The organism is Massilia sp. CCM 8734, from assembly GCF_011682155.1.
Taxonomy (GTDB): domain Bacteria; phylum Pseudomonadota; class Gammaproteobacteria; order Burkholderiales; family Burkholderiaceae_D; genus Telluria_A; species Telluria_A rubra.
Genome location: NZ_WHJI01000009.1, coordinates 132,120 through 152,870, shown reverse-complemented (window position 1 = coordinate 152,870; position 20,751 = coordinate 132,120). Strand labels below are relative to the sequence as shown.

Sequence of the window (20,751 nt, the reverse complement as noted above, 5' to 3'; positions counted from 1 at the left end):
TACAACAGGCACCTTCATGAACAAGCATTCGATTGATACCCGGCGCCGCGCCCTCCTGCGCGGCGCCGGGGCCGCCGGCCTGGCCCTGGGCGGCGGCGCCATGTCGCTGCCGGCCATGGCCGACGAGAAGCCAGCCGACCCATGGCAACAGGCGCAAGCCATTGCCGCGCGCTTCAAGACGCCGCTGGTATTTCGCAAGCAGGATTTCCCGATCACCGCGCACGGCGCCAAGCCCTGCAAGGTGAGCACCGTGAAAGGTTTTATCGGCCATCATGAGCCGGGCATGGTCAGCACGCCGGCCGCCGGCGCGCACGATTGCTATCCGGCCATTGCGGCCGCGATTGCCGCCTGCGCCAGGGCGGGCGGCGGGCGCGTGGTGATTCCCGCCGGCGCCTGGCTGTGCAAAGGCCCCATCGTGCTGCGCTCGAACGTGCATGTGCACCTCAAATCGGGGGCGCATGTGTTCTTCAGCAATGATCCGGACGATTTCGCCAAATACGGCGAGGTCGATTGCGGCCCCAACGGCAAGCTGACCCTGTCGCGCTGGCAGAGCAACGATTGCCTGAACTATTCGCCGCTGGTGTATGCGCACAAGCAAAACAACATCGCCCTGACCGGCGAAGACTGGACCAGCATTCTCGACGGCCAGGGCGGCGTGCCGCTGAACGGCGGCGACTGCTGGTGGGACTGGAAGAACAAGCGCAGCGGCGCCAGGGAACTGGCCTCGCAGGTGGCGGTCAATCCGGCCAATCCGCCCAGCATCCTGACGGTGGCGCCGGACCTGAGCCCAAGCCAGGTTAAGCTGATCGAAGGCGATTCGAGCCGCTGGCGCAACGACGAATCCTACCTGCCCTCGCTGTCGGAAGCGGGCGTAGCGGTCGGCAAGCGCGTGTTCGGGCGCGGCCATTACCTGCGTCCGTGCATGATTGAGTTCATCGGCTGCGACAAGATGCTGCTCAAGGGCTACCAGGTCAACCAGGCGCCGTTCTGGCTGCACCACCCGGTGGCCTGCCGCGACCTCGAAATCCGCAAGGTCCACATGGACAGCATGGGACCGAACAGCGACGGTTTCGACCCGGAAGCGTGCGACAACGTGCTGGTGGAAGACTGCACCTTCAACACCGGTGACGATTGCATCGCGATCAAGGCCGGCAAGAATCTCGACACGCAGTTCGGGCCGACCCAGAACGTGCTGATCCAGAAGTGCATCATGAACAGCGGCCACGGCGGCGTGACCCTGGGCAGCGAAATGTCGGGCGGCATCGAGCATGTGTACGCGCAGGATATCGAGTTCCGCAATGTGAACTGGGCCACCAGCCCGCTGAGCACGGCGATCCGCATGAAGACGAATATGAACCGTGGCGGCTTCCTGAAGCATTTTTACGTGCGCAACGTGACGATTCCAAACGGGGTGCAGACCACGCCGCAGTACTACAACCCTCTGCCGGGCTCGCCGATCGCCCCCAACACCGTGTCGTCCTCGGCCGGCGCGGTGATCACCATCGATTGCGATTACGCACCGACCGCCGACAACGTGCGCACGCGCCCGCCGGTGGTGTCCAACGTACACATTTCGAACGTCAAGGTCGGCAACGTCAAGACCCGCGCCGGCACGTATTCGTGCTTCCAGGCCATCATGCTGCTCGGGCCTGTCGCTTTCGATTACAACGGCGACGATCCGTCCAAGATCGTGCCGATCACCGACATCACGATCACCGACTGCGACTTCGGCACCCCGGCCAATGCCGACAAGCCCTGGTTCGCCTACAACGTGAAGTCGGCAAAACTGACAAACGTGACCATCGCCGGCAAGGTGATCAACACCACCGTGACGGCGTAGTTCAACAAGTTTTTGATGAGGTACTGACGATGTAGCCTGCTGTTTCACTTATTGGACGACAAAAAAATGAAAACAAGAAAAATGTTGGAGACACTCGCGGTCGTGGCATTGACCGCGGGACAAGCACAGGCGGCAGTTTTGCCGCTGCAACACACCACCATCAGCGCGACCTACAACGGGTCGGCTGATGGCATGCTGGGGCTGGACCAGCAGTTCGCCCCGGTTCCGGGGTCGAACGTCACGGCCATCGACCCTACCGGCGCCGGCGGCGTCGAATTCCTCAGTGCCGACTTCCTGTTCGGCATCGACTTCGCCGAAGACGGCTTGATGACGGTCTATAACAATGGCCCGGTGCAAGCGGGCGCGTACAGCATGCGCTTCGATTTCGGCGCCAGCCTGGGCGCACCGTTGACGCGCTTCACCTTGCAGGGCAGCGCGGCCATCGGCGGCCTGCCCATCCTGAACCTGATCGACGGCCACACCATCGGCCTGGACCTCTCCGCGCTCGACTGGGGCGGCGGCTTCGCCAGCTTCAGCGCGCGCCTGGAAGCGGCGCCCTCGCCCGTGCCCGAACCAGCAAGCGTCACCTTGATGCTGGCCGGCCTTGCCGCCTTCGCCCTGATGCGCCGCCGCGCCCCCACAGCCTAAGTAAGTGCGCATAAATTCTTGTCATTTCCAGCTTCCATAAGCGGCGCCTTGCTGCGTTGCCCACCGCTAGCAGTGCTCGCACTGCGTCGCGGCGTGCGCCTTGCCAGGCATCCGCTTCTGTTCGCTATAAATGACAATAATTTCTGCACACTTACTTAGTCACCGGAGAATCCAATGAAAGAAGCACCTATCAGGGCTGCGCTCAGCGCCGCCCTGCTGACGGCGTTCACCTGGAGCCAGGCCCATGCCGCCGTCGACCCTGCACGCCAGACAGCGCCCGCCGATGGCTGGGCCAGCCAGTCTGGGGGCACCGTAGGCGGAGCCAACGCCGTGCCCGAGCAAATCTACACGGTGGCAGACCGCGCCCAGCTCCTGGCCGCCCTGCGCAACGGCGGCAACAGCAGCAAGATCATCAAGCTGACCGGCATGATCGACATGAGCGGCGGCGTGCCTTACGCCAGCACCGGCGAGCAGGCCGCGCGCGGCGCCATTCGCCTCGGCAGCAACACTACCCTGATCGGCGCCGGGGCCACGGCCGGCATCGTCAATGGCCATATCGCCGTGCAGAACGTGGAACAGGTGATCATCCGCAACCTGAAGATCATGAACCCGTGCGACGTCGGCCCCATCTGGGACCCGCTCGACGGCGCCGCCGGTAACTGGAACTCGGCCTACGACGCGATCGGCGTATCGGGCTCGCATCATGTCTGGATCGACCACAACAGCTTTACCGACGCGCCGCTGACCGACGACCTGCAAGTCATCGAAAACGGCAAGCACAAGCAATGCCACGACGGCGCGGTCGACATCACCAACGCCTCCGACCTGGTGACGGTGTCGTACAACCACTTCGGCCAGCACAACAAGAACAACCTGATCGGTTCGAGCGACACCGCCACCGCCGACGAAGGCAAGTTGCGCGTCACTTTCAGCAACAATGTGTACGCCGATGTCACCCAGCGCTCGCCACGGGTGCGCTTCGGCATGGTCCATCTGTTCAACAATTACTACATGGGCAGCAAGGCGGCGCCGGCGTATCCGCACGCCTACAGCGTGGGCATCGGCCAGAACGCCAAGATCCGCTCGGACAACAACGTCTTCGCCATCGCCGGCGCGAGCACCTGCGCCGATATCGTCTCGGCGCCCGGTGGCAGCGGCGGCGCCTTCAGCGACACCGGCTCGCTGCTCAATGGCGCGGCGCTGCCGGCGTGCGCGCTCGCCCCTTCCGGCTGGAACCCGCCATATCCGTTCACGCCACGCCCGCCAGCCCTGGTCAAGGCCAACGCCCTGGCGCAGGCCGGCGGCGGCAAGCTCAGCACCAGCATCACGGGTACTGGCGACACCAGCACCGACACCGTGCCGACCCTGTCCTGCCCGGCCACCGGCCTGTATTTCTGCGACGACTTCCAGGATGGATCGAGCGCGCGCTGGAGCTTGCTGCCGCTGCCCGGCCCGAACGGCGCCTTCAGCGTGCAGGCGGACGCTTCGGGCACCAGCAACAAGGTGCTGCAATACACGGCGGCCAGCAGCGGCGGCATCCTGGCGCTGGTCAAGCCGGATGCGTTCAAGGGCGTGCCCTCGGGCGACTATGTCGTCGAGGCGCGCATCCGACCGCTGACCAACAGCACCACCGGCAACAAGCAGTTGTACCTGATCACGCGCTATGTCGATCCGGCCAACTGGTACGGCGCCGGCCTGAACGTGCAAAACGCCAGCACCAGCACACAGGTCGAGCTCGCGCGCATGCTTGGCAACAGCTTGAGCAAGATCAAGCAAAGCAAGCGCGCCATCGCCATGGACGCGCAGTTCTACACCGTGCGTTTCGAGATGATCGGCAGCACCCTGACCTTGTATCTCGATGGCGAAAACCTCGGCTCGGTGAGCGACAGCAGCTTCGCCGCGCGCGGCCTGATCGGCCTGTACACGACCAACAAGTCGTTCCAGATCGACGATGTGCGGGTCGGCGATCCGCGGATGAAACCGGTGCAACTAACGCTCGCTCCCCACCCGCTGGCGTACACGGCCGAGGCGGGCGATCCTCCGCTGCTCATCAACGTGGGCGCGAAAAAAGGCGACGGCAGCGTCGATACCTTCACGGTGGAGTCGAGCAGGCCTGGCGTGGTGGGCGTTGCCAGCGACGGCGCCACGGTCACCTTGACCCCGCTGGCGGCCGGCAGCGCCAAAATCATCTTCACCAGCGGCGCCGATCCGACCCTGACGCGCAGCATCAGCGCGACCATCGCGCCGGGCTTCGTGCAGCCGACCCAGACCTATCGCCTGGACGGCGCCAGCTTCCCGCCCGCCGGCGCCGTCGACGAGGCCATCGACAGCCCGCTCACCCTGACCTTCGACAACGCGCCGACCCTGGGTAGCGGCGGCACCATCCGCATCTTCCGCAAGAGCGACGATGCGCTGGTCGACGTGATCCGCCCGGCCGACGACATCGACACGATCGGCCATGCCGGCCAGGACCGCTTGCGGCGCGTGCGCTATGCGCCGGTGCACATCCACGGCAACACGGTGAGCATCAAGCCGCACAACAACCGCCTCGCCTACGGCAGCGCTTACTACGTGGCCATCGCCGACGGCGTGTTCAACGGCGCCACCTTGGGCGGCACGCCGTTTCGCGGCATCGGCAAGGCGGGCGGCTGGAGCTTTACGACCAGGGCCGGCGCGCCGGCCAGCGCCAGCCTCGTCGTGGATGACGACGGCCCGGCCGACTTCCGCACCGTGCAAGGCGCGCTCAACCACGCAACCAGCGCCTTCGCCAGGGCCGAGCCGGTGACCATCAGCGTGCGCAACGGCAGCTACGAAGAATTGCTGTACCTGCGCGGCAAGGACAACGTGAGCATCAAGGGCGAAAGCCGCGACGGCGTGCTGATCCACTACACCAACCACGACAGCCTCAACCCCGGCACCGGCGCGAGCGAAGCGCCGGGAGGCAGCGGCGCACCGCTGGGCGGGCGCCCGGTGTTGCTGGTGGAAGCGGCCGACATGGTCACGCTCGATAACCTGACCCTGAAAAACACCACCCTGCGCTCACCGGCCATCTCGGCGCAGGCCGAAACGCTGTACTTCAACAGCGACGCTCGCCTGGTGGCCACCAACGCCGCCTTCTTCAGCGAACAGGACACGCTCAACCTGAAAGGCTACGCCTGGTTCTACCGCTCGCTGGTGGCCGGCAACGTCGACTTCATCTGGGGCGGCGCGCGCGCGGCCCTGTTCGAAGAAAGCGAGATCCGCAGCGTCGGCGACAGCACCAGCGCCGGCAGTGGCGGTTACGTGTTGCAGGCGCGCGTGCCGAACGCGGGCGACAAAGGCTTCGTTTTCCTGGGCAGCAGCCTGACCCACGGCCCCGGCCCCGGTCCCCTGCACGGCGACGTTCCCAACGGCGCCACGTGGCTCGCGCGCAGTCCCGGCGGCACGGCCAGCTGGGACAACATCGCCTTCATCAACTGCAAGATGGACGCGCACGTGGCCCCGGCCGGTTGGGCCGGCCCTGGCGTGAACGGCCAGCCGGCGCCCAATCCGGTGCAGCCGAACGCGCTGTCGGGCTGGCGCGAGTTCGGCACCACCGACTTGCAGGGCGCGCCCCTGGACCTGTCGGCGCGGGTCGGCGGCTACCTGCTGAGCGAAGAGGGAGTGGCGGCCGGGTTTGCCACGCGCGCCAAGGTATTTTCCGCCTGGAACAACGGGCTCGGCTGGAATCCTTAGAACGCATGGGGAGCGCCGCGTCAAGTAGCGTTCCCCGAATCCAACAGTAAAGAAATACTAATAGGAATCTTGATCGTAAAGACATGCTAAGCTTAATGGGATGCAATGCCTGGGCGACTCCGCTCGCGCTGGCATGTCCTCCCGGAAGAGTTATCATGAAGATTCGGTCCTTCCTTGCCTTGATGATCGTGGCGGCGCTGGCGCCGGTGATTTTGTTTTCCACCGTCCCGATGAGCCGCCTGATCCAGGCCGAGCGCGACGCCGCCGTGCTGTCCATGAAACTGGCGGCGCGCGCCACCTCGATCGCCGTCGATGGCCAGTGGCACCAGGCGATCGGCCTGATTCGAGGTCTCAGCAGTTCGAACAAACTCGAAGCCGGGCAAATCGCCCAGTTCGGCATCAAGGCGCGCACCATGGCCGGCAACGACGGCGCCTGGATCGAGCTGCTCGACGACAGCGGGCAGTTGCTCGTCGACACCACCCGCCCGCCGGATGCAAGCCTGCCCGACACCCGCGCCAGGGAGCGCGCCCGCGTCGAGCGCATGCTCTCGAGCGCGGCGTATGCCATCTCCGACCTGTTGCCGGGCAAATTGCCCGAGAACTACGTCGTCAAAGTCGACTTTCCGGTGTTCCTCGACAACGGCGTGCGCTACGTGCTCGGCTATGGCTTCGACGTCGACGACCTGCTGCGCGCCCTGCCCGCGCCGGACGCCGAGGGCACCACCTTCAGCGTGTACGACCGTCAGGGCCGCCTGTTGGCCAGCAACGGCAAGCACGCGGCCGTGGGCAGCCTGGCGCCGCCGCCGCTGCTGGTCGCGATCCGCCTGCGCGAGAACGGGCTGGTGACCACGGCGGACGGACGCTACGCGATGCTGACCGTGTCCACCGTGTCGGGCTGGTGGGTGGCGATGTCGTCCCCGCGCGCCACGATCGATGGCACCGCGCGCCGCACGGTGCTCTATTCGGTGTCGGGGCTGCTCATCGCCCTGCTGCTGGCCGGCGCCGCCGCCCTGCTGTTCAGCGCGCGCGTGACCCGGGCGATTGCCCGCACCGGCGAGGCGGCGCGCGCGATGGTGAGCGGGCCGACCCGGCTGCCGCTGTACTCGGGCATCACGGAAGTCGACCGGCTCGACCAGAACGTGTACCTGGGCGCCCACCTGCTGGCGAGCGCCTCGGCCGAGCGCGAACGTCTCTTGTTCGAAGCGCAGCAGGCGCGCGAAATCGCCGAGGGTCAGAACCGCTCCAAGGATGAATTTTTGGCCATGCTCGGGCACGAGCTGCGCAACCCGATGGCGCCGATCAGCACCGCCGCCCACCTGCTCAAGATGCCGAATATCTCGCCCGAACAGATGCGCCAGGCGGGCGACATCATCTCGCGCCAGGTGGACCATATGAATCACCTGGTGAACGACTTGCTCGACGTGTCGCGCGTGACGCGCGGCCTGATCACGCTGGAGAAAAAACCGGTGTCGATGCGCGCCATCCTGGCCGCCGCCGTCGAACAGACCATGGGCGCCATGCTCAAGGGCGCGCACCACTTCGACACCATCTGCGGCGACGATCAATACTGGGTGCGCGGCGACGCCACGCGCCTGATCCAGGTGCTGACCAACCTGCTGGTCAACGCCGCCAAGTATTCGCCGCCGCAGTCGTCGATCCGGGTGACGCTGGCGCGCGATGGCGAGCGGGTCAGCGTCGAGGTGAGCGACAACGGCAACGGGATCGAACCGGAACTGCTGCCGCGCGTGTTCGAACTGTTTTCGCAGGGGCGGCGCACGCCGGACCGGGCCACCGGCGGGCTCGGACTGGGCCTGGCGCTGGTGCGCAAACTGGTGGAGCTGCATGGCGGCAGCGTGAGCGCGTACAGCGAGGGCGCGGGCCAAGGCAGCCGGTTTACCATCGAGCTGCCGGCGGCGGAGATGCGCGCGGCCGGCATGGCCGACGAAACTGCGGCAATGGGCACGACGGTCGGCTGAACCGCGCTCATCCGAGCGCGCAGCGTTTGGCGCTTTCACCCGGCCTTCACCGGCTTGCGCTCACTTGCGTGAGCTCACCCGGGCGGGCCGTCGGCTTGCGCGAGTTGGGCGACGCTCTCGGCCTGACAGTCGCTGGCGGGACAGTCGCAGTCGTCGTGCTCCGGTTCCACGTCATGCAACAGGCTGTATTGCCGGAATGCCTCGCACAAGTCGGCGCGCAACACGGCGTCATCCCATGGCTTGGTATAAAAACGGTAAATCGCCCCCTTGTTCACGGCCTTGATGACAGAGTCGAGATCGGCGTAGCCGGACAGCACAATACGGATGCTGTCCTGGTACATCTCCTTGACCCGATCGAAGAACTCGGTGCCGTTCATGTCCGGCATGCGCTGGTCGCAGACGATCACCTGTACGCTGTGCTGCGCCAGCAGGTCGAACCCTTCGGCGGCCGAGCCCGCGCACAGGATGTGGTAGCCGTCGTGGCGCAGCAGGCGCCGCAGCGAAGAGAGCACGTTGGCCTCGTCGTCGACCAGCAGCAAGGTCTTGCGATGGGGCGGCGTCGGCACCGCGGGCCGGTACATCTGGCGGTCATTGAGCAGCAAGGCTTCAAGGTCCGCCAGCGCCAGCGGCCGGCTGAAAAAGAATCCCTGCACCTGGTCGCAGCGATTGCGTTTCAAAAACGCGAGCTGGGCGGCCGTCTCGACCCCTTCGGCGATGACCTCGAGCTTGAGGCTGTGGGCCATGCCCACGATCGCCTGCACGATGGCCGCGTCGTCCGGATTGCTGGTCACTTCGCGGATGAAGGCGATGTCGATCTTGAGCTTGTCGATGGGGAAGCGGCGCAGGTAAGCCAGGCTCGAATACCCGGTACCGAAGTCATCGATCGAAATGCGCACGCCGAGCCGTTTCAAGTTCCTGAGCGTGTGGATCGTGCGTTCCGTGTTGACCATCAGCGAACTTTCCGTCAATTCCAGTTCGAGCAGCTCGGGCGGCACGCCGTGGCGCGTCAGCGCGGCGACGAAGTCGGCGTTGACGTCGCCCTCGGCCAGCTGGCGCCCCGCCACATTGACCGACACCTGCAAGCGCCCCACGGACGAGCGCATCCACTGGGCGACCTGGCCGCAGGCGTGATCGATGACCCAGCTGCCGACCTTTAAGATGAGCCCGGTTTCCTCGAGCGAGCCGATGAACAGATCCGGCGCCACCATGCCATGCCCCGGCCGCTCCCAGCGCAGCAGCGCTTCGACGCCGGCCACGCAGCCGCTCTCGAGGTCGACCTTGGGCTGGTAGTGCAGGACGAATTCGCCATTGGCGAAGGCGTGCCGCAAGGCTTTTTCCAGGTCGAGCCGGGCCAGCACCTCGACGTTCATCTGGGCCGTGAAAAAGCGGAAGGTATCGCGCCCGGCGTGCTTGGCGCGGTACATCGCCGTGTCGGCGTACTTGATCAGTTCGTCGGGCTGGCTGGCGTCGAGCGGGTGCATGGTAATGCCGATGCTGGCCGTGACGTTCAATTCATGCTGGCCCAGCACGAACGGCGTGCGCAGCACCTCGCGGATCTTGCCGGCCACGGTGGCGGCATCGTTCTGTTCATCCTGCGTCACCAGGATCACGCCGAATTCATCGCCGCCCAGGCGCCCGACCGTGTCGCGCGCGCGCACGCAACCGAGCAGGCGGTGCGCGAACTGGACCAGCAGGTCGTCGCCCACGCCATGGCCGAGGGTATCGTTGACGGCCTTGAAGTTGTCGAGATCGAGAAACAGGACGGCCAGCGTCCATCCATGCTGGATTGCCTGCTGCAGCGTGCGGGTCAGGGTATCGTAGAACAAGGTGCGGTTCGGCAAACCCGTCAGTCCGTCGTGATGGGCCTGGTACTGAAGGCGCAGCGCCGCTTCCTTGCGCTCGCTGATATCGCGCACCACGGCCACGATGATCCAGTCCGCTCCCGACTGCAAGGCTTGCCGGTGAAACTCGACCTGCACTTGCGAGCCATCCTTGCGGATCAGCGCCATCTCGTCCGACAGGCTGCTGCCGCAGTTGGCCTTGAGGTGTTCGTACAAGGCCGCCATCTGCTCCCAGGTCGACTCAGCCGTGATATCGCACGGCCCCATGCCCAGCAATTGTTCGCGAGAATAGCCGAGCATCCTGCAGGCTGCGGCATTGAGTTCGACGAAGTGCATGCTGCTGCAATTGAGCAGGAAAATCGCATCGTCGGTGCAATCCATCGCGGTGCGGAAGCGGCGCAGCTCGTCCTCGCCGCGTTTGCGCTCGCTGATATCCATGTACATCACGACCACGCCGTGCAGGTTCTTGTCGGCCAGGGGCGTGACGGTCAGCAGCAGCCATGACTGCGTCGTTCCGCTGCCGCAGGCGTATTCGAAGGACCAATGACGGGTCTGGCCGCCGAGCACCTTGCCGATTCCGTCGGCCACCTCGCGCGCCTGAGCGGCGCCCGTGCCGCCCACCAGCGCGCATTGCTCGAGCACGTTGGTGCCGACGGCATGTCCGGGGCCGGCCGCGCCCAGCGCCGGCGGCTTGCCGAACGCCGTCCACGCCTGGTTGACCGACATGATGACGCCATCGGCGTCGAGGATCGCAATGTAGGCCGGCAGGGAGTTGAGGATCGCATCGAGCCGGCTGGCGTCGTTCAGGCGCACCTGCGCCTGGGCGCGGCGCAGCAGGAATGGCTGGCCATGGGGGTCGGTGATGGTATCGATTTCGCCGCCGGTCAATTCCTCCAGGCGCGCCACGTTGGCCTGCAGCGCGGCGATCAGGGCCGCCACTTCGGCGCCCCGGGTGCCGTTTTCCAGGCCGCTGTTCATGGTACCTGGTCTTCCAGCCCGAGCGCGAGCAGGACCGACTCGGTCTGGCTGAGCGTGCCGACGATGCGGCGCACGCTGGCGGGAGCGAGCTTGATCAGGGTCGGGGTCATGAAGATGGCGTCCTCGAGCGCGCGCCCCGGTTCGCGAAACACATCGAGCACCTCGATCTGGTGCCGCCCGGGCAGGTAGGTCTGGCACAGGGCGCGCAGGTTGAGCCGGGCCTGCACCGAATTCTGGGCCTCGCCCGCCACGTAGAGGCGAAAGACAAAGATGGGCGAGTCCTCGCTCATAGTGCCCCGGCGTGCGGCTCGGTGGCGTCGGCCCCGCGCAATTCGGCCATCTCGCTGCGTCCGCGCGTCAGTTCGCGGGCACGGCTCTCGGCCGCGCTGGCCAGCAGGGCTTTCTCGGCCTGCTTGGCGATCAGTTCGGCCTGCAGGGACTTGACCCGCACTTCGAGCTCGGCTTCCTCGGCGTCGAGCCGCACTTTCTTGAGCCTGGCGGCCGCCTCGGCCACTTCGGCCGCCACCCTCTCCGCGCTCTCCTTTTCCCAGCGCATCGTCCCCATCAGCACTTCGCCGCCGGCGGTGTAGGTGTCGGCCAGGGTAACGCCCTTGTCGCTCAATATCAATTCGCGCACCTGGTTCGAATGGGAAGTCCCGCGCGACTTGATGATCGACATGCCCCGGTTGCGCTCGCCACCCTGGACCAGGTAGTTCAGGTGAATCCAGGTATCGGCCAGGGTCGATATCTGCAACGGCGACCCGCCCTCGTTCTGGGACGCCATTTCGTCGAGCAGGCTGGTGCACACGAGCGTGGTGCCGGCCCCCTTGGACCAGTCGATCAGGCGCTCGGCGACGTTGTGCGCGGTCAGTTCGTTACCCGACTTCGACAGGGTCGAGACCGGATCGATGACCAGGCAGCGCGCCTGGTGCTCCTCGGCCAGCATCTTGATGCGCCCCAGGTAGGTCTCGGCGCTGCCGGTGATGGTGCGCGCCGAAATCATGCGCAGTACGCCGCTCTGGACGAAGGGTTCGAGGCGAATGCCGACCGAATTGAGGTTGCGCACGACTTCGGAACCGTCGGAATCGAAGCTGACGAACATCGTGCGTTCGCCGCGCCGGCACGCGGCCTCGGCAAAGGCGCCGCTCAGGGTGGTCTTGGCGGTGCCGGGAAAACCGGTGATGAGCACGCTCGCGCCCCGGTAATAGCCGCCGCCGAGCATGGTGTCGAGCCGCTCCACGCCGCTCGACACCCGTTCGTTCGAGACCAGCGTATCGAGCCGGCCGAGGGTGCGCGCGACGGCGACCTCGAAGCCATTCTTGCTGATCAAAAAGGGCGATTCGTTTTCGTCGAACACTGCGCCCCGGTATTTCTGGATCCGGATATTGCGCTGGGAAACGCCAAGCACCACGCTATGGTTGAGCAGCATGGAGCAGTCGACCATGAACTGCATGAGCCCGAGCGAATGCTCGACCAACGCGCCCGGCGTGTCGCCGTCCGCCTTGGCCGTGATAATGGCCGTCAAGCCATTCGACAGCAACCAGTCGTGCAGCCGGTAGATCTCGCGCCGCTTCGACAAGGGGTCGGGCAACAGCGCCAGCACAATATCGAGCGCGTCGACGACAACACGCTTGGCATTCAATGCCTTGACCTGTGCGTCCAGCACCGCCAGCATGCCGCTCAAGTCGAAATGACCGGACAAGATCAGGTCGGGCGCGGGCTGCGCGTCCAGGAAGCAGAGTTGATTGTTTTTCTGTAATTCGGCGATGCCCCAGCCAAAGCCTAGCGCATTGGCCACGATGCGTTCCGATGATTCCTCGAAGGCGACGAAGATCCCCGGCTCGTGGCAATGGCGGGCGCCATTGACCAGGAACTGCAGCGACACCACGGTCTTGCCGGAACCGGGGCCGCCGGCCAGCAAGGTCGTGCGGCCGCGCGGCAGGCCGCCGCCGGTCATCTCGTCGAGTCCGGTAATTCCCGAGCGCGCCTTCGCTTCGGGCTGAGGTGGGGATTCTGGCGTGCGCTTCATGGCAGGCTTCCTTCTGTGGGAAATTCACCTCAGCCTCACTGCTGACGAACGGCATGTGAGGCCACCGCAATGTCAACCAATACGTCCAATGAAAAACACGCCGTCGTTCCAACCGATTTGATACCACGCCGAAGCGGTACGAATTCCCTTGGCGACTTGCGGAACCATATTGCCAATAAACTATAGCATGAAAAAAATCGGGAAATTGTCATGCCAATTGAATTGAGAAGCTTTGTCCAACAGACACCACACAATGCTGTTCCGCGGGGCGGACGCGCGGCGCGCGGCGCGCGCGCCGTTGCGCCATCAGCGCCTGTTTGATACCGCTAATGGCTGCATGAGCATCAACATGATCGCGTTCTTCCTGCGCCATTGATACCAAGTATCGCTGCCAGCAATCGGTAACCAGTAGTAAACAATATCGACGCACTTAATTCCCCATCGGCGGGCTTGGGCCGGGCCTGGCGCTGGTGCGTAAACTGGCGGAGTTGCAGGGCGGCAGTGTGAGCGCCCGCAACGGAGGCGTGGGCAAGGGCAGCCGGTGCGTGCGGTCGATGTGGCCGGACTCGCTAAGCTGAAGCGGAACGGCAAGCCATGTCACACGGCGCGGATCCTGAGCGCCAGCCTGGCTTTCAATAAGTCCCAGTGCCATATGCTGCCGTCGATGTCGACTGCGTGCGCCGCATCGGGCGCGAGGACGATATCGGTGACGATGTTCTTGAGCGTCAGTTCGCCCTGCGCCCATTGCAACACACGACGCGGGCCGGTAAGCCAGCAATGATGCTCCGGCGAGGCCAGTTTCATCGCCTCCTGCATCGAGCAGCCGAATGCCTGCCGAATACGGATCACTGCCACCTTGTCGGTGCGATCAAACGCGGGCGTGAGCATGTAGTGCATTCCCGCGGCACGCCGCACGTCATATTTATCCTGCAGATAGTCTTCGACAGGCCTGCAGCTCGCGACTGTTTCAATCTGGCCGGAAATGACGTCGACCAGATGCGCATTCACCCCAACGAGACAATGCTCGGCGCGGCCATGCACGACGTAAGCGGCAGTATTGACGCAAACAATCCAGTAGTCGCCTTGCCTGGATAATTGACAGGATTGCACCGCGAATTTTTCGTGGCGTGACGACGATGGGTCGCCTTCGGAGCGGCGAAGCACCATGGCTTGCGCCGTTTCGGAACTGATCATTTCACTTGCACGCCTTGCTGCGCGCCTCGGCTCCATCCCGGGGCGGGGTGCTACCCAAGCGGTCGATCGCGGCCAGGGCGCGCTGTCCCGCCCCTGCAACCTGACCGACCTTGTGCTCGCTGCACCACTGGGCGAGCGGCCGCAGCGCAAGCGCTGGATGCGTCGCGATTTGCCCCGCCACCGCCTCGGCATACAGAAAATTCGGATGGACCGCCAGCCGCATGAGCAAGTCCGGATCGACCGGCGCAAGGGAGTAAATGGCCGATTGAATGACGCACTCTTCGCTCTCCTCGTCGCGGTCGAGCAAGTCATGGATGAACTTGCCAAGGACGGCCGGATCGCGGTGCAATGGCGTCGTCGGGGGATGGTTATCGGTCAGCCAGGTGTTGGTTTCCCAGGCTCTTTTGACGGCGTCGAGGAAAGCGTCGAGCGAAACGAAGGCCACATTCCAAAAGTCGCTGTCGTGCGGAAGAAACAGGATTCCGCCGGCGAATGGCCCACGCGTCAGGTACAAGTGATGGTCGCTGGTGTTGCCATCGTCGAGCACAACGCCGCCATGGATCGTCACCAGGCTCCCATCCTGAAGGATGGTTGTCAGTTCCTCGGATTGGGCCCGGTCCAGCAAATTGAGTTCGATGTCGAAGTTAGCGACATAGTCGGGGTTCAAGGGCCTGTCGAAATACGCAGCAAGTTCTGCGACGAACGGCGCTATCGCAGCGGGGTCCGGATTGTCCAAACCAGTCGGGTGCGCCATGTGATTCCTCCTGAAATAGTGCCTGTTTGGCAAAGTTTAACACGCCGCTCAGCGTACCAGGCAAGGCCGCCGGCTGTCGACGCGCCAGCCCGCCACCAGGTGCCGCATGACCAGCGCATCGTCGCGCGCGCCCAGCGCCAAGCTGTGGCGTTTTCGCACGGCTGGCGCCAAGCTTGGCTTGCATCATGCTCGCTGCCAATTCTTCGCGGTAACGTTACCTATAGGAATGTTGCGCTCACACAAACAGCAGGGGAAATCCATGTTTTACTTCAGCCAGGCGGACGCAATGCACAAAAGCTCATTCACGCAGGCGCACGACCTGATCTGCCGGATGTTCCACGCCTTGCCGGCGCCGCGTCCACAAGCGCCGCAAGCTGCCTGCGCGCCCGACCGGATCGCATTTTATGCCGCGATGCAGGTGCACGCCCTGCCCTGCCCGCGCGTGGCCGCCCTGTTCAACTGCGCCGGTTGCGCCATCGATGGTGTGCGAATGCTGTACAGCGCGGCTGAAGCGCGCCGTTACCTGCGCGACGCGGCGGTCTACCCGCTGCAGTTCGTGCCGGTATCGGATGATGGCGGTGCGGAGATTTTTTCGGCGATCAGTTACGAGAAAGGCAGCGATGCCGCGGTGCTCGGCAACGGCACGCTGATCGCGCTGGCCGACCTGGTGCAACTGCTCGACCTGCCGTGCGCACGCGGCTACCTGCTGCAAGAACTGCCCTCGCCGCACAGTCTCGGCGGCCTGCGCGTGACGGTGGCGATGCCGGCGCACGGCCCGCACATCGTGCGCGCTAGCTGGAAGCTGGCCGGCGCCGACGCCGACATCCCGCTCCCGCTGTGGAAAGCGACCAGCCGCCTGGTGCTGGCCGGCGCCGCGCTGTTCCCGTCAGTAGACAAGCAGCACTGGGAAATCGCCCTGTGCCAGCGCGGCCCACTGGCCATGGGCATGAGCGCGGCCCACGCCCTGCCCTTTTAAAAAGCGGCGCCGATCCAGACGCCGCCCAAGGCGATCACCGCGCCCACGCCGCGCAGCCACGCCTGCTGCCGGCGCAGTACCGCGCCGGCCAGCATGCCACCAGCCAGCAGCAAGGCGCTCGAGGCCAGGATGCCCGCAAAGTACATGCCGGCGCTGCCCGCATGCGGCATTTCGGCGCCGTGCGCCAGGCCGTGGACGAGTGCGAAAGCGCCCACCATCAGGGCGCCCAACGCCGGCATCAGCTTGACCTTGAAGGCGATCGACAGGCCGAGCACCAGCACCGACGCGATGATCGCGCTTTCCAGTGCGGCGATGCCCACGCCCGCCATCCCCATCATGCCGCCGGCGGCGAGCAAGGCGATGAAGCTCAGTGGCAGCAACCAGCGGGCGCGCCCGCCCAGCTGCGCGGCCCAGATACCGACGGCGACGGCCGCCAGCATGTGATCGAGGCCCGAAAACGGATGCGCCAGGCCGGCCAGCAAGCCGCCGTCATGGCCGGGATGGGCCAGCGCCGCGCCGCAGTAGAACAAGGGCGCCAGCGCCAGGGTACGGATGATTTTCGATTGCATGTGAAGCTCCAGGATAGAAGAATGATTAAACGGTTAATGCAAGTTTAGTGCCAGGCAGTTCCGGTCAGTTCCGACAGCACCGCCGCCACGCGCGTGCGGCTGGCGTGATAACCGATGATGACCAGTTCGGAGCGGCGCGCCGCCGGCCGCACCGCGTCGACGCTGATCATCACGCGCGAACGCACGCCCTGCACCAGCACCGCCTGATCGGTCTCGCTGGTGCGAATGAAGCCCTTGCTGCGCAAGACCGGTTCAAGCCGCACCGCTTCCTGCAAGGCGTGGCGCACCTTGTCGGCGCTTTGCGGTGCATCGCTGCGCAGCACGAACGAGAGCCAGCCGGGGTCCTGCTCGTGAAAATGCTTGTGCGTGGCCAGCCCGTGCGAATGCGCGGCCAGGCCCGAATGCGCGTGCCCGTTCAGGCGCCCCTGCTCGGCCAGCACGCCGGCATTCGGACCGGGCATGGTCGCCAGCGGCGTGTAGGTGTGCGTATGCTCGGTGCGGGTCGGCTGGTGCAGGCGCAGGCCGAGCGCGAGGCGGATGTCGAGTTGCGCCTTGTACGCCAGTTCCAGGAAACGCACCTTGGGCGCGCGCTCGCGCACCCGCGTTTCGGCCAGCAGCAGCGCGTCGTCGTCCAGGTCGTCGATCTTGTTGAGCACCACCACATCGGCAAACTCCAGCTGCTGGCCGAACACCGTGGCCGCCGCATCGCTGCCAGTGCCGGTTTCGAACTGGTCCGACAGCAGCAGCGGCGTATCGACCACCGCCAGGGTGGCGTCGAGAATAAAGTCCTCGGCCAGCTCGGGACTTTGCAACATCTCCATGATGGCCGTCGGCAGGGCCAGGCCGGACGTTTCGATCAGTACGTGATCGACATTCGCGCGGCGCGCGGCAATCGCCCGCATGGTCGGGAAAAACAGCTCGTCGTCGCCGTACGCAATCAGCCCATACGGAAAATCATGCACGCGCACCTGGTCGTCCGCGCCCGCTTCGCCGCGCACCAGCGCGCCGTCGATCGAGATTTCGCCGAACTCGTTGATCAACAGCGCCAGGCGGCGGCTCTGGCGCTTTTCGATCAGGCTGCGTAGCAGCGTCGTTTTACCGGAGCCGAGGAAGCCGGTCACGATGGTGACGGGGATCGGCTGCTTCATGCCAGGTCCAGTGCCGCCAGTTGCGCGATCAGATCATCGGCGCTGTTGCACATGGCCGGGTAGTCGACCTGCGGGCGTTGCACCACCAGCAGTTCAATGCCGAGAGCTTTTGCCGCCTCCACCTTGGCCGCGTAGCCGCCGGCGTCGCCCGAATCCTTGGTGATGACGCAGTCGATCTGCCAGTCGCGCCACAAGGCGATGTTGAAGTCCTTCGAGAATGGCCCCTGCATGGCGCAAATGCGCTCGCGCGGCACGCCCAGCGCGACCGCGCGTTCGATAAATTCCGGTTCGGCCGTCAGGCGCGCGAACCATTGCTTGTCGCCGGCGCCGTCGGCATGCAAAAAGGTCGCCAGGTCTTTCGACCCGGTGGACAGGAAGATGCGCTGGCCCGTCGCGATGGCGCGTGCGGCGGCGTCTTGGGGCGACGCGCACAAGGTGCCGCCATCGGCATTGAAACTGCTTGGCCGCTCGTAGCGCAGGTAAGGAATGCCCAGTTCGCGCGACAGCCCGATCAACTGCTCCGACATGCTGGTCGCGTAAGGATGGGTGGCGTCCACCAGCACTTTCGCGCCGCTGGCCACCAGCGCCTGGCGCCGCGCCTCGATCCCCTGGCGCCCGGCCCAGACGGTGGCGCCGGGACAGGCCTTGATCGCCACGTCGCCGCCATGATCGGTCGCCGCCGACACCACCACCGGGCGCGCCTGGCCGGCCGCCAGCCGCGCCGCCAGCGCATTGCCGTCGCTGGTGCCGGAGAATACCCACACGCCGCCATCGGGCAGTTCCTGGCGTTGCGGCAGCGTGCTGTCGGCCTTGGCGTCCCAATCGTTGTAGCCGCGCGGCGTAAAGATCTGCCCGCGCTTGCGCTGGGTGAAGCGGTTGCCGACCACGATGGTGGTGAGCATGTCGAACTGCAGCGACGGCAGCTCGTCGAGCCGGTGGATGCTCACTTCCTGACCCGGACGGTAGGCGTTCTTGACCACGCCGCACAGGGTATGCGGCGCTTTCGATTCGAGCATCAGCTGCAGCACGCGGTACACGCCTTGCTGGCGGCTGGCGCTTTGCACGTTGTACATCACGCACGCCAGGTCGGCCTTGGCGATGTGGCGCGCACGGTGCTCGATCCACTCCCAGGGGCACAGCAAGTCCGACAAACTGAGGGTGGCAAAGTCGTGCGACAAGGGGGAACCAAGCAGCGAGGCGCAGGCGTTGGCCGAGGTAATCCCCGGGATCAGGTTGACCCGGTAGGTGTCATCCTCGCTCATTTCTTCGTACGCCAGCGCGGCCATCGCATAAATGCCGATGTCGCCGCTCGAAATGAGCGATACGCGTGCGCCGCCGCGGGCTTTTTCGATCGCCAGCAAGGCGCGTTCGCGCTCCTGCGTCAGCGGCGGCGTATGGATTTCCTTGCCCTCGACGTGCGGCATGATCCAGCGCAAATACAATTCGTACGCCACGATCACATCGCTGTCCCTTAACGCCGCAATCGCGCGCGGTGCGATCAGGTCCTCGTAACCGGGACCGACCGACACCAGATTCAATACACCACTCATCAGATCTCCATCCATTTATCTTCAACTACCGCGACGGCCACGCCGTCCAGGCACGTTTTTGGCACCAGCAGCGCACCGCGCGGGCTGGCGACCAGCGCGCACGGCTCGCATACGCCATCCAATCCCACATTGCTGCGCACCCAGTCCGACGGCACGCTGACCCACGGGCGCGCCGCCAGGGTCGCGCGCGCGAACACGCGCAGCGGCAGCCCATGCAGGTCGCAAAATTCCAGCAGGCCCGCTTCGTTCGCCTTCAGGTCCACGGTCGCCATCTCGCGCACTTCTTCAATACGGCGCTGGCCGAGCGCATGGCGCACCGCCGCCTCGATCCGCTCCACAGGGACACCCTTGCGGCAGCCGATGCCGACCACCAGCGGCTTCAAGGCCTCGGTGGCGGTGCTCACCACCGGGGTCGCACCGACCGTGCGCGCGACCTTGTAAGCGAGCGCATTGGCGCCGCCTTCGTGCCCGGCCAGCAGCGAGATGGCAAAGCGCCCCGCTTCGTCCAGCACCACGACCGCCGGGTCGGTATGCTTGTCCGTCGCCAGGCCGTCCAAAAAGCGCACCGCGATGCCGGTCGCGCCGATCACGATCCATTGCGCGTGCCGGCGGTAGGTTTCGGCAAACTGCGCCTTGTGGCTGACGCCTTCCCGCAACCACGGGCGATACACCTCGGCGTTCAAGCCAGCTTGCAGCACCGCCGCCAGCTCCTCGCCATGCGCGCGCACCAGCCAGATGGCCGGTGCTGCGTTCACGACGCCGCCTCCGCCTTGTTTTTCTTGACGACCCTGAACAGGTGCGTGAAGTCTTTCGAGTACAAGCTCGATTCGACGGCGACGTCCTTGTCGAGCGCCGCGCCGACCAGCATCATCGTGGTCAGGTTCCACTCGCCGCGCTTGGTATCTTCCAGGACGGCGCCGAGCGTGCCCTGGTAGATTTTCTGTTCCGGCCAGCTGGCGCGGTACACCAGGCGCACCGGCGTATCTTGCGGATAGTGCAGCGACAGGTCGCCGACGATCTTTTTCAGGTGCGGCCCGGACAAGAAGATGCACATGGTGGCGCGGTGTTCGGCTAGGCGCGCGATCGATTCAAGTTCCGGCACGGCCGACGCACGGCCCGATACGCGCGTCAGGATCACGCTCTGCGACACTTCCGGCTTGGTCAGCTCGGCGCTAATCGCCGCTGCGGCGGCCGTAAACGACGACACCCCCGGCACCACTTCATATGCAATGCCCAGCGCATCGAGACGGCGCATCTGTTCGGCGGTGGCGCCGTAGATGGCCGGGTCGCCCGAGTGCAGGCGCACCACGTCGATATTCATTTCCTGCGCGCGCACGTAGCACGCCTGCTGCTGCTCCAGATCGAGCTTGGCGGTGTCGATGATTTCGGCGTCAGGGCGGCAGTGCGTCAGCATCTCGACCGGCACCAGCGAGCCGGCGTACAGCACCATGTCGACGCTGCCCAACAGGCGTGCGCCGCGCAAGGTGATCAAATCGGCGGCGCCGGGGCCCGCTCCAACGAAGTACACTTTCAT

The 20,751-nt window shown here is 65.3% G+C and carries 16 protein-coding genes; 6 read left to right on the top strand and 10 right to left on the bottom strand.

Annotation, left to right across the window (positions count from 1 at the left end; translation table 11 throughout):
- The first annotated feature begins 16 nt into the window (after positions 1–16).
- From F2P46_RS10990 to F2P46_RS10975, 4 genes are all read left to right on the top strand, one after another.
- Positions 17–1,840: a glycoside hydrolase family 28 protein gene (locus tag F2P46_RS10990; protein WP_166888826.1), complete on the top strand. Its 1,824-nt coding sequence runs from the start codon at positions 17–19 to the stop codon at positions 1,838–1,840.
- Between the two features lie 138 nt (positions 1,841–1,978).
- On the top strand, positions 1,979–2,488 hold the full coding sequence (locus F2P46_RS10985; protein WP_166888824.1) for a VPLPA-CTERM sorting domain-containing protein: 510 nt from the start codon (positions 1,979–1,981) through the stop codon (positions 2,486–2,488).
- 174 nt (positions 2,489–2,662) lie between these two features.
- A complete protein-coding gene (locus tag F2P46_RS10980; RefSeq protein ID WP_166888821.1) occupies positions 2,663–6,202 on the top strand; it encodes a pectinesterase family protein in 3,540 nt (1,179 codons plus the stop codon).
- Positions 6,203–6,357: 155 nt separating this feature from the next.
- Positions 6,358–8,178 (top strand): HAMP domain-containing sensor histidine kinase, encoded by a 1,821-nt coding sequence (locus F2P46_RS10975; RefSeq protein WP_166888818.1) that lies wholly within the window; start codon positions 6,358–6,360, stop codon positions 8,176–8,178.
- Between the two features lie 74 nt (positions 8,179–8,252).
- On the opposite strand, the gene F2P46_RS10970 is transcribed toward F2P46_RS10975, so the two are convergent.
- From F2P46_RS10970 to kaiC, 3 genes are read right to left on the bottom strand one after another with little or no spacing between them, the layout of a single operon-like run.
- On the bottom strand, positions 8,253–10,997 hold the full coding sequence (locus tag F2P46_RS10970) for an EAL domain-containing protein (protein ID WP_166888815.1): 2,745 nt from the start codon (positions 10,995–10,997) through the stop codon (positions 8,253–8,255).
- Positions 10,994–11,287 carry a circadian clock KaiB family protein gene (locus tag F2P46_RS10965; protein ID WP_166888813.1) on the bottom strand — a complete coding sequence of 98 codons (294 nt, stop codon included), beginning with the start codon at positions 11,285–11,287 and terminating at the stop codon, positions 10,994–10,996. The genes F2P46_RS10970 and F2P46_RS10965 overlap by 4 nt, the downstream gene beginning before the upstream one ends.
- Positions 11,284–13,026, bottom strand: coding sequence for a circadian clock protein KaiC (gene kaiC / locus F2P46_RS10960; RefSeq protein WP_166888810.1), 1,743 nt, complete (start codon positions 13,024–13,026; stop codon positions 11,284–11,286). Before kaiC ends, F2P46_RS10965 begins: the two co-directional genes overlap by 4 nt.
- Before the next feature lie 253 nt (positions 13,027–13,279).
- Here kaiC and F2P46_RS38240 point away from each other — a divergent pair, with 253 nt between their 5' ends.
- On the top strand, positions 13,280–13,402 hold the full coding sequence (locus tag F2P46_RS38240; RefSeq protein WP_267875851.1) for a hypothetical protein: 123 nt from the start codon (positions 13,280–13,282) through the stop codon (positions 13,400–13,402).
- A gap of 221 nt (positions 13,403–13,623) precedes the next feature.
- On the opposite strand, the gene F2P46_RS10955 is transcribed toward F2P46_RS38240, so the two are convergent.
- Together F2P46_RS10955 and F2P46_RS10950 are read right to left on the bottom strand one after the other, a co-directional pair.
- Complete coding sequence (locus tag F2P46_RS10955; RefSeq protein WP_166888807.1) at positions 13,624–14,220, bottom strand: hypothetical protein; 597 nt, start codon at positions 14,218–14,220, stop codon at positions 13,624–13,626.
- Position 14,221: 1 nt separating this feature from the next.
- The gene (locus F2P46_RS10950; RefSeq protein ID WP_166888804.1) at positions 14,222–14,974 is read right to left on the bottom strand and encodes a hypothetical protein; all 753 of its coding nucleotides are present in this window, start codon (positions 14,972–14,974) and stop codon (positions 14,222–14,224) included.
- A 286-nt stretch (positions 14,975–15,260) separates the two neighbouring features.
- Here F2P46_RS10950 and F2P46_RS10945 point away from each other — a divergent pair, with 286 nt between their 5' ends.
- Positions 15,261–15,950 (top strand): hypothetical protein, encoded by a 690-nt coding sequence (locus F2P46_RS10945; protein WP_166888801.1) that lies wholly within the window; start codon positions 15,261–15,263, stop codon positions 15,948–15,950.
- On the opposite strand, the gene F2P46_RS10940 is transcribed toward F2P46_RS10945, so the two are convergent.
- From F2P46_RS10940 to cobM, 5 genes are read right to left on the bottom strand one after another with little or no spacing between them, the layout of a single operon-like run.
- Entirely contained in the window at positions 15,947–16,519 is a 573-nt protein-coding gene (locus F2P46_RS10940) for a HupE/UreJ family protein (RefSeq protein ID WP_166888798.1), read from the bottom strand. The genes F2P46_RS10945 and F2P46_RS10940 overlap by 4 nt on opposite strands.
- 44 nt (positions 16,520–16,563) lie before the next feature.
- Entirely contained in the window at positions 16,564–17,667 is a 1,104-nt protein-coding gene (locus tag F2P46_RS10935; protein WP_166888795.1) for a GTP-binding protein, read from the bottom strand.
- Positions 17,664–19,217, bottom strand: coding sequence for a precorrin-3B C(17)-methyltransferase (cobJ, locus tag F2P46_RS10930; protein ID WP_166888792.1), 1,554 nt, complete (start codon positions 19,215–19,217; stop codon positions 17,664–17,666). Before cobJ ends, F2P46_RS10935 begins: the two co-directional genes overlap by 4 nt.
- Positions 19,217–19,972 (bottom strand): cobalamin biosynthesis protein, encoded by a 756-nt coding sequence (locus F2P46_RS10925; protein WP_166888789.1) that lies wholly within the window; start codon positions 19,970–19,972, stop codon positions 19,217–19,219. Before F2P46_RS10925 ends, cobJ begins: the two co-directional genes overlap by 1 nt.
- On the bottom strand, positions 19,969–20,751 hold the full coding sequence (gene cobM, locus F2P46_RS10920) for a precorrin-4 C(11)-methyltransferase (protein WP_166888786.1): 783 nt from the start codon (positions 20,749–20,751) through the stop codon (positions 19,969–19,971). The genes F2P46_RS10925 and cobM overlap by 4 nt, the downstream gene beginning before the upstream one ends.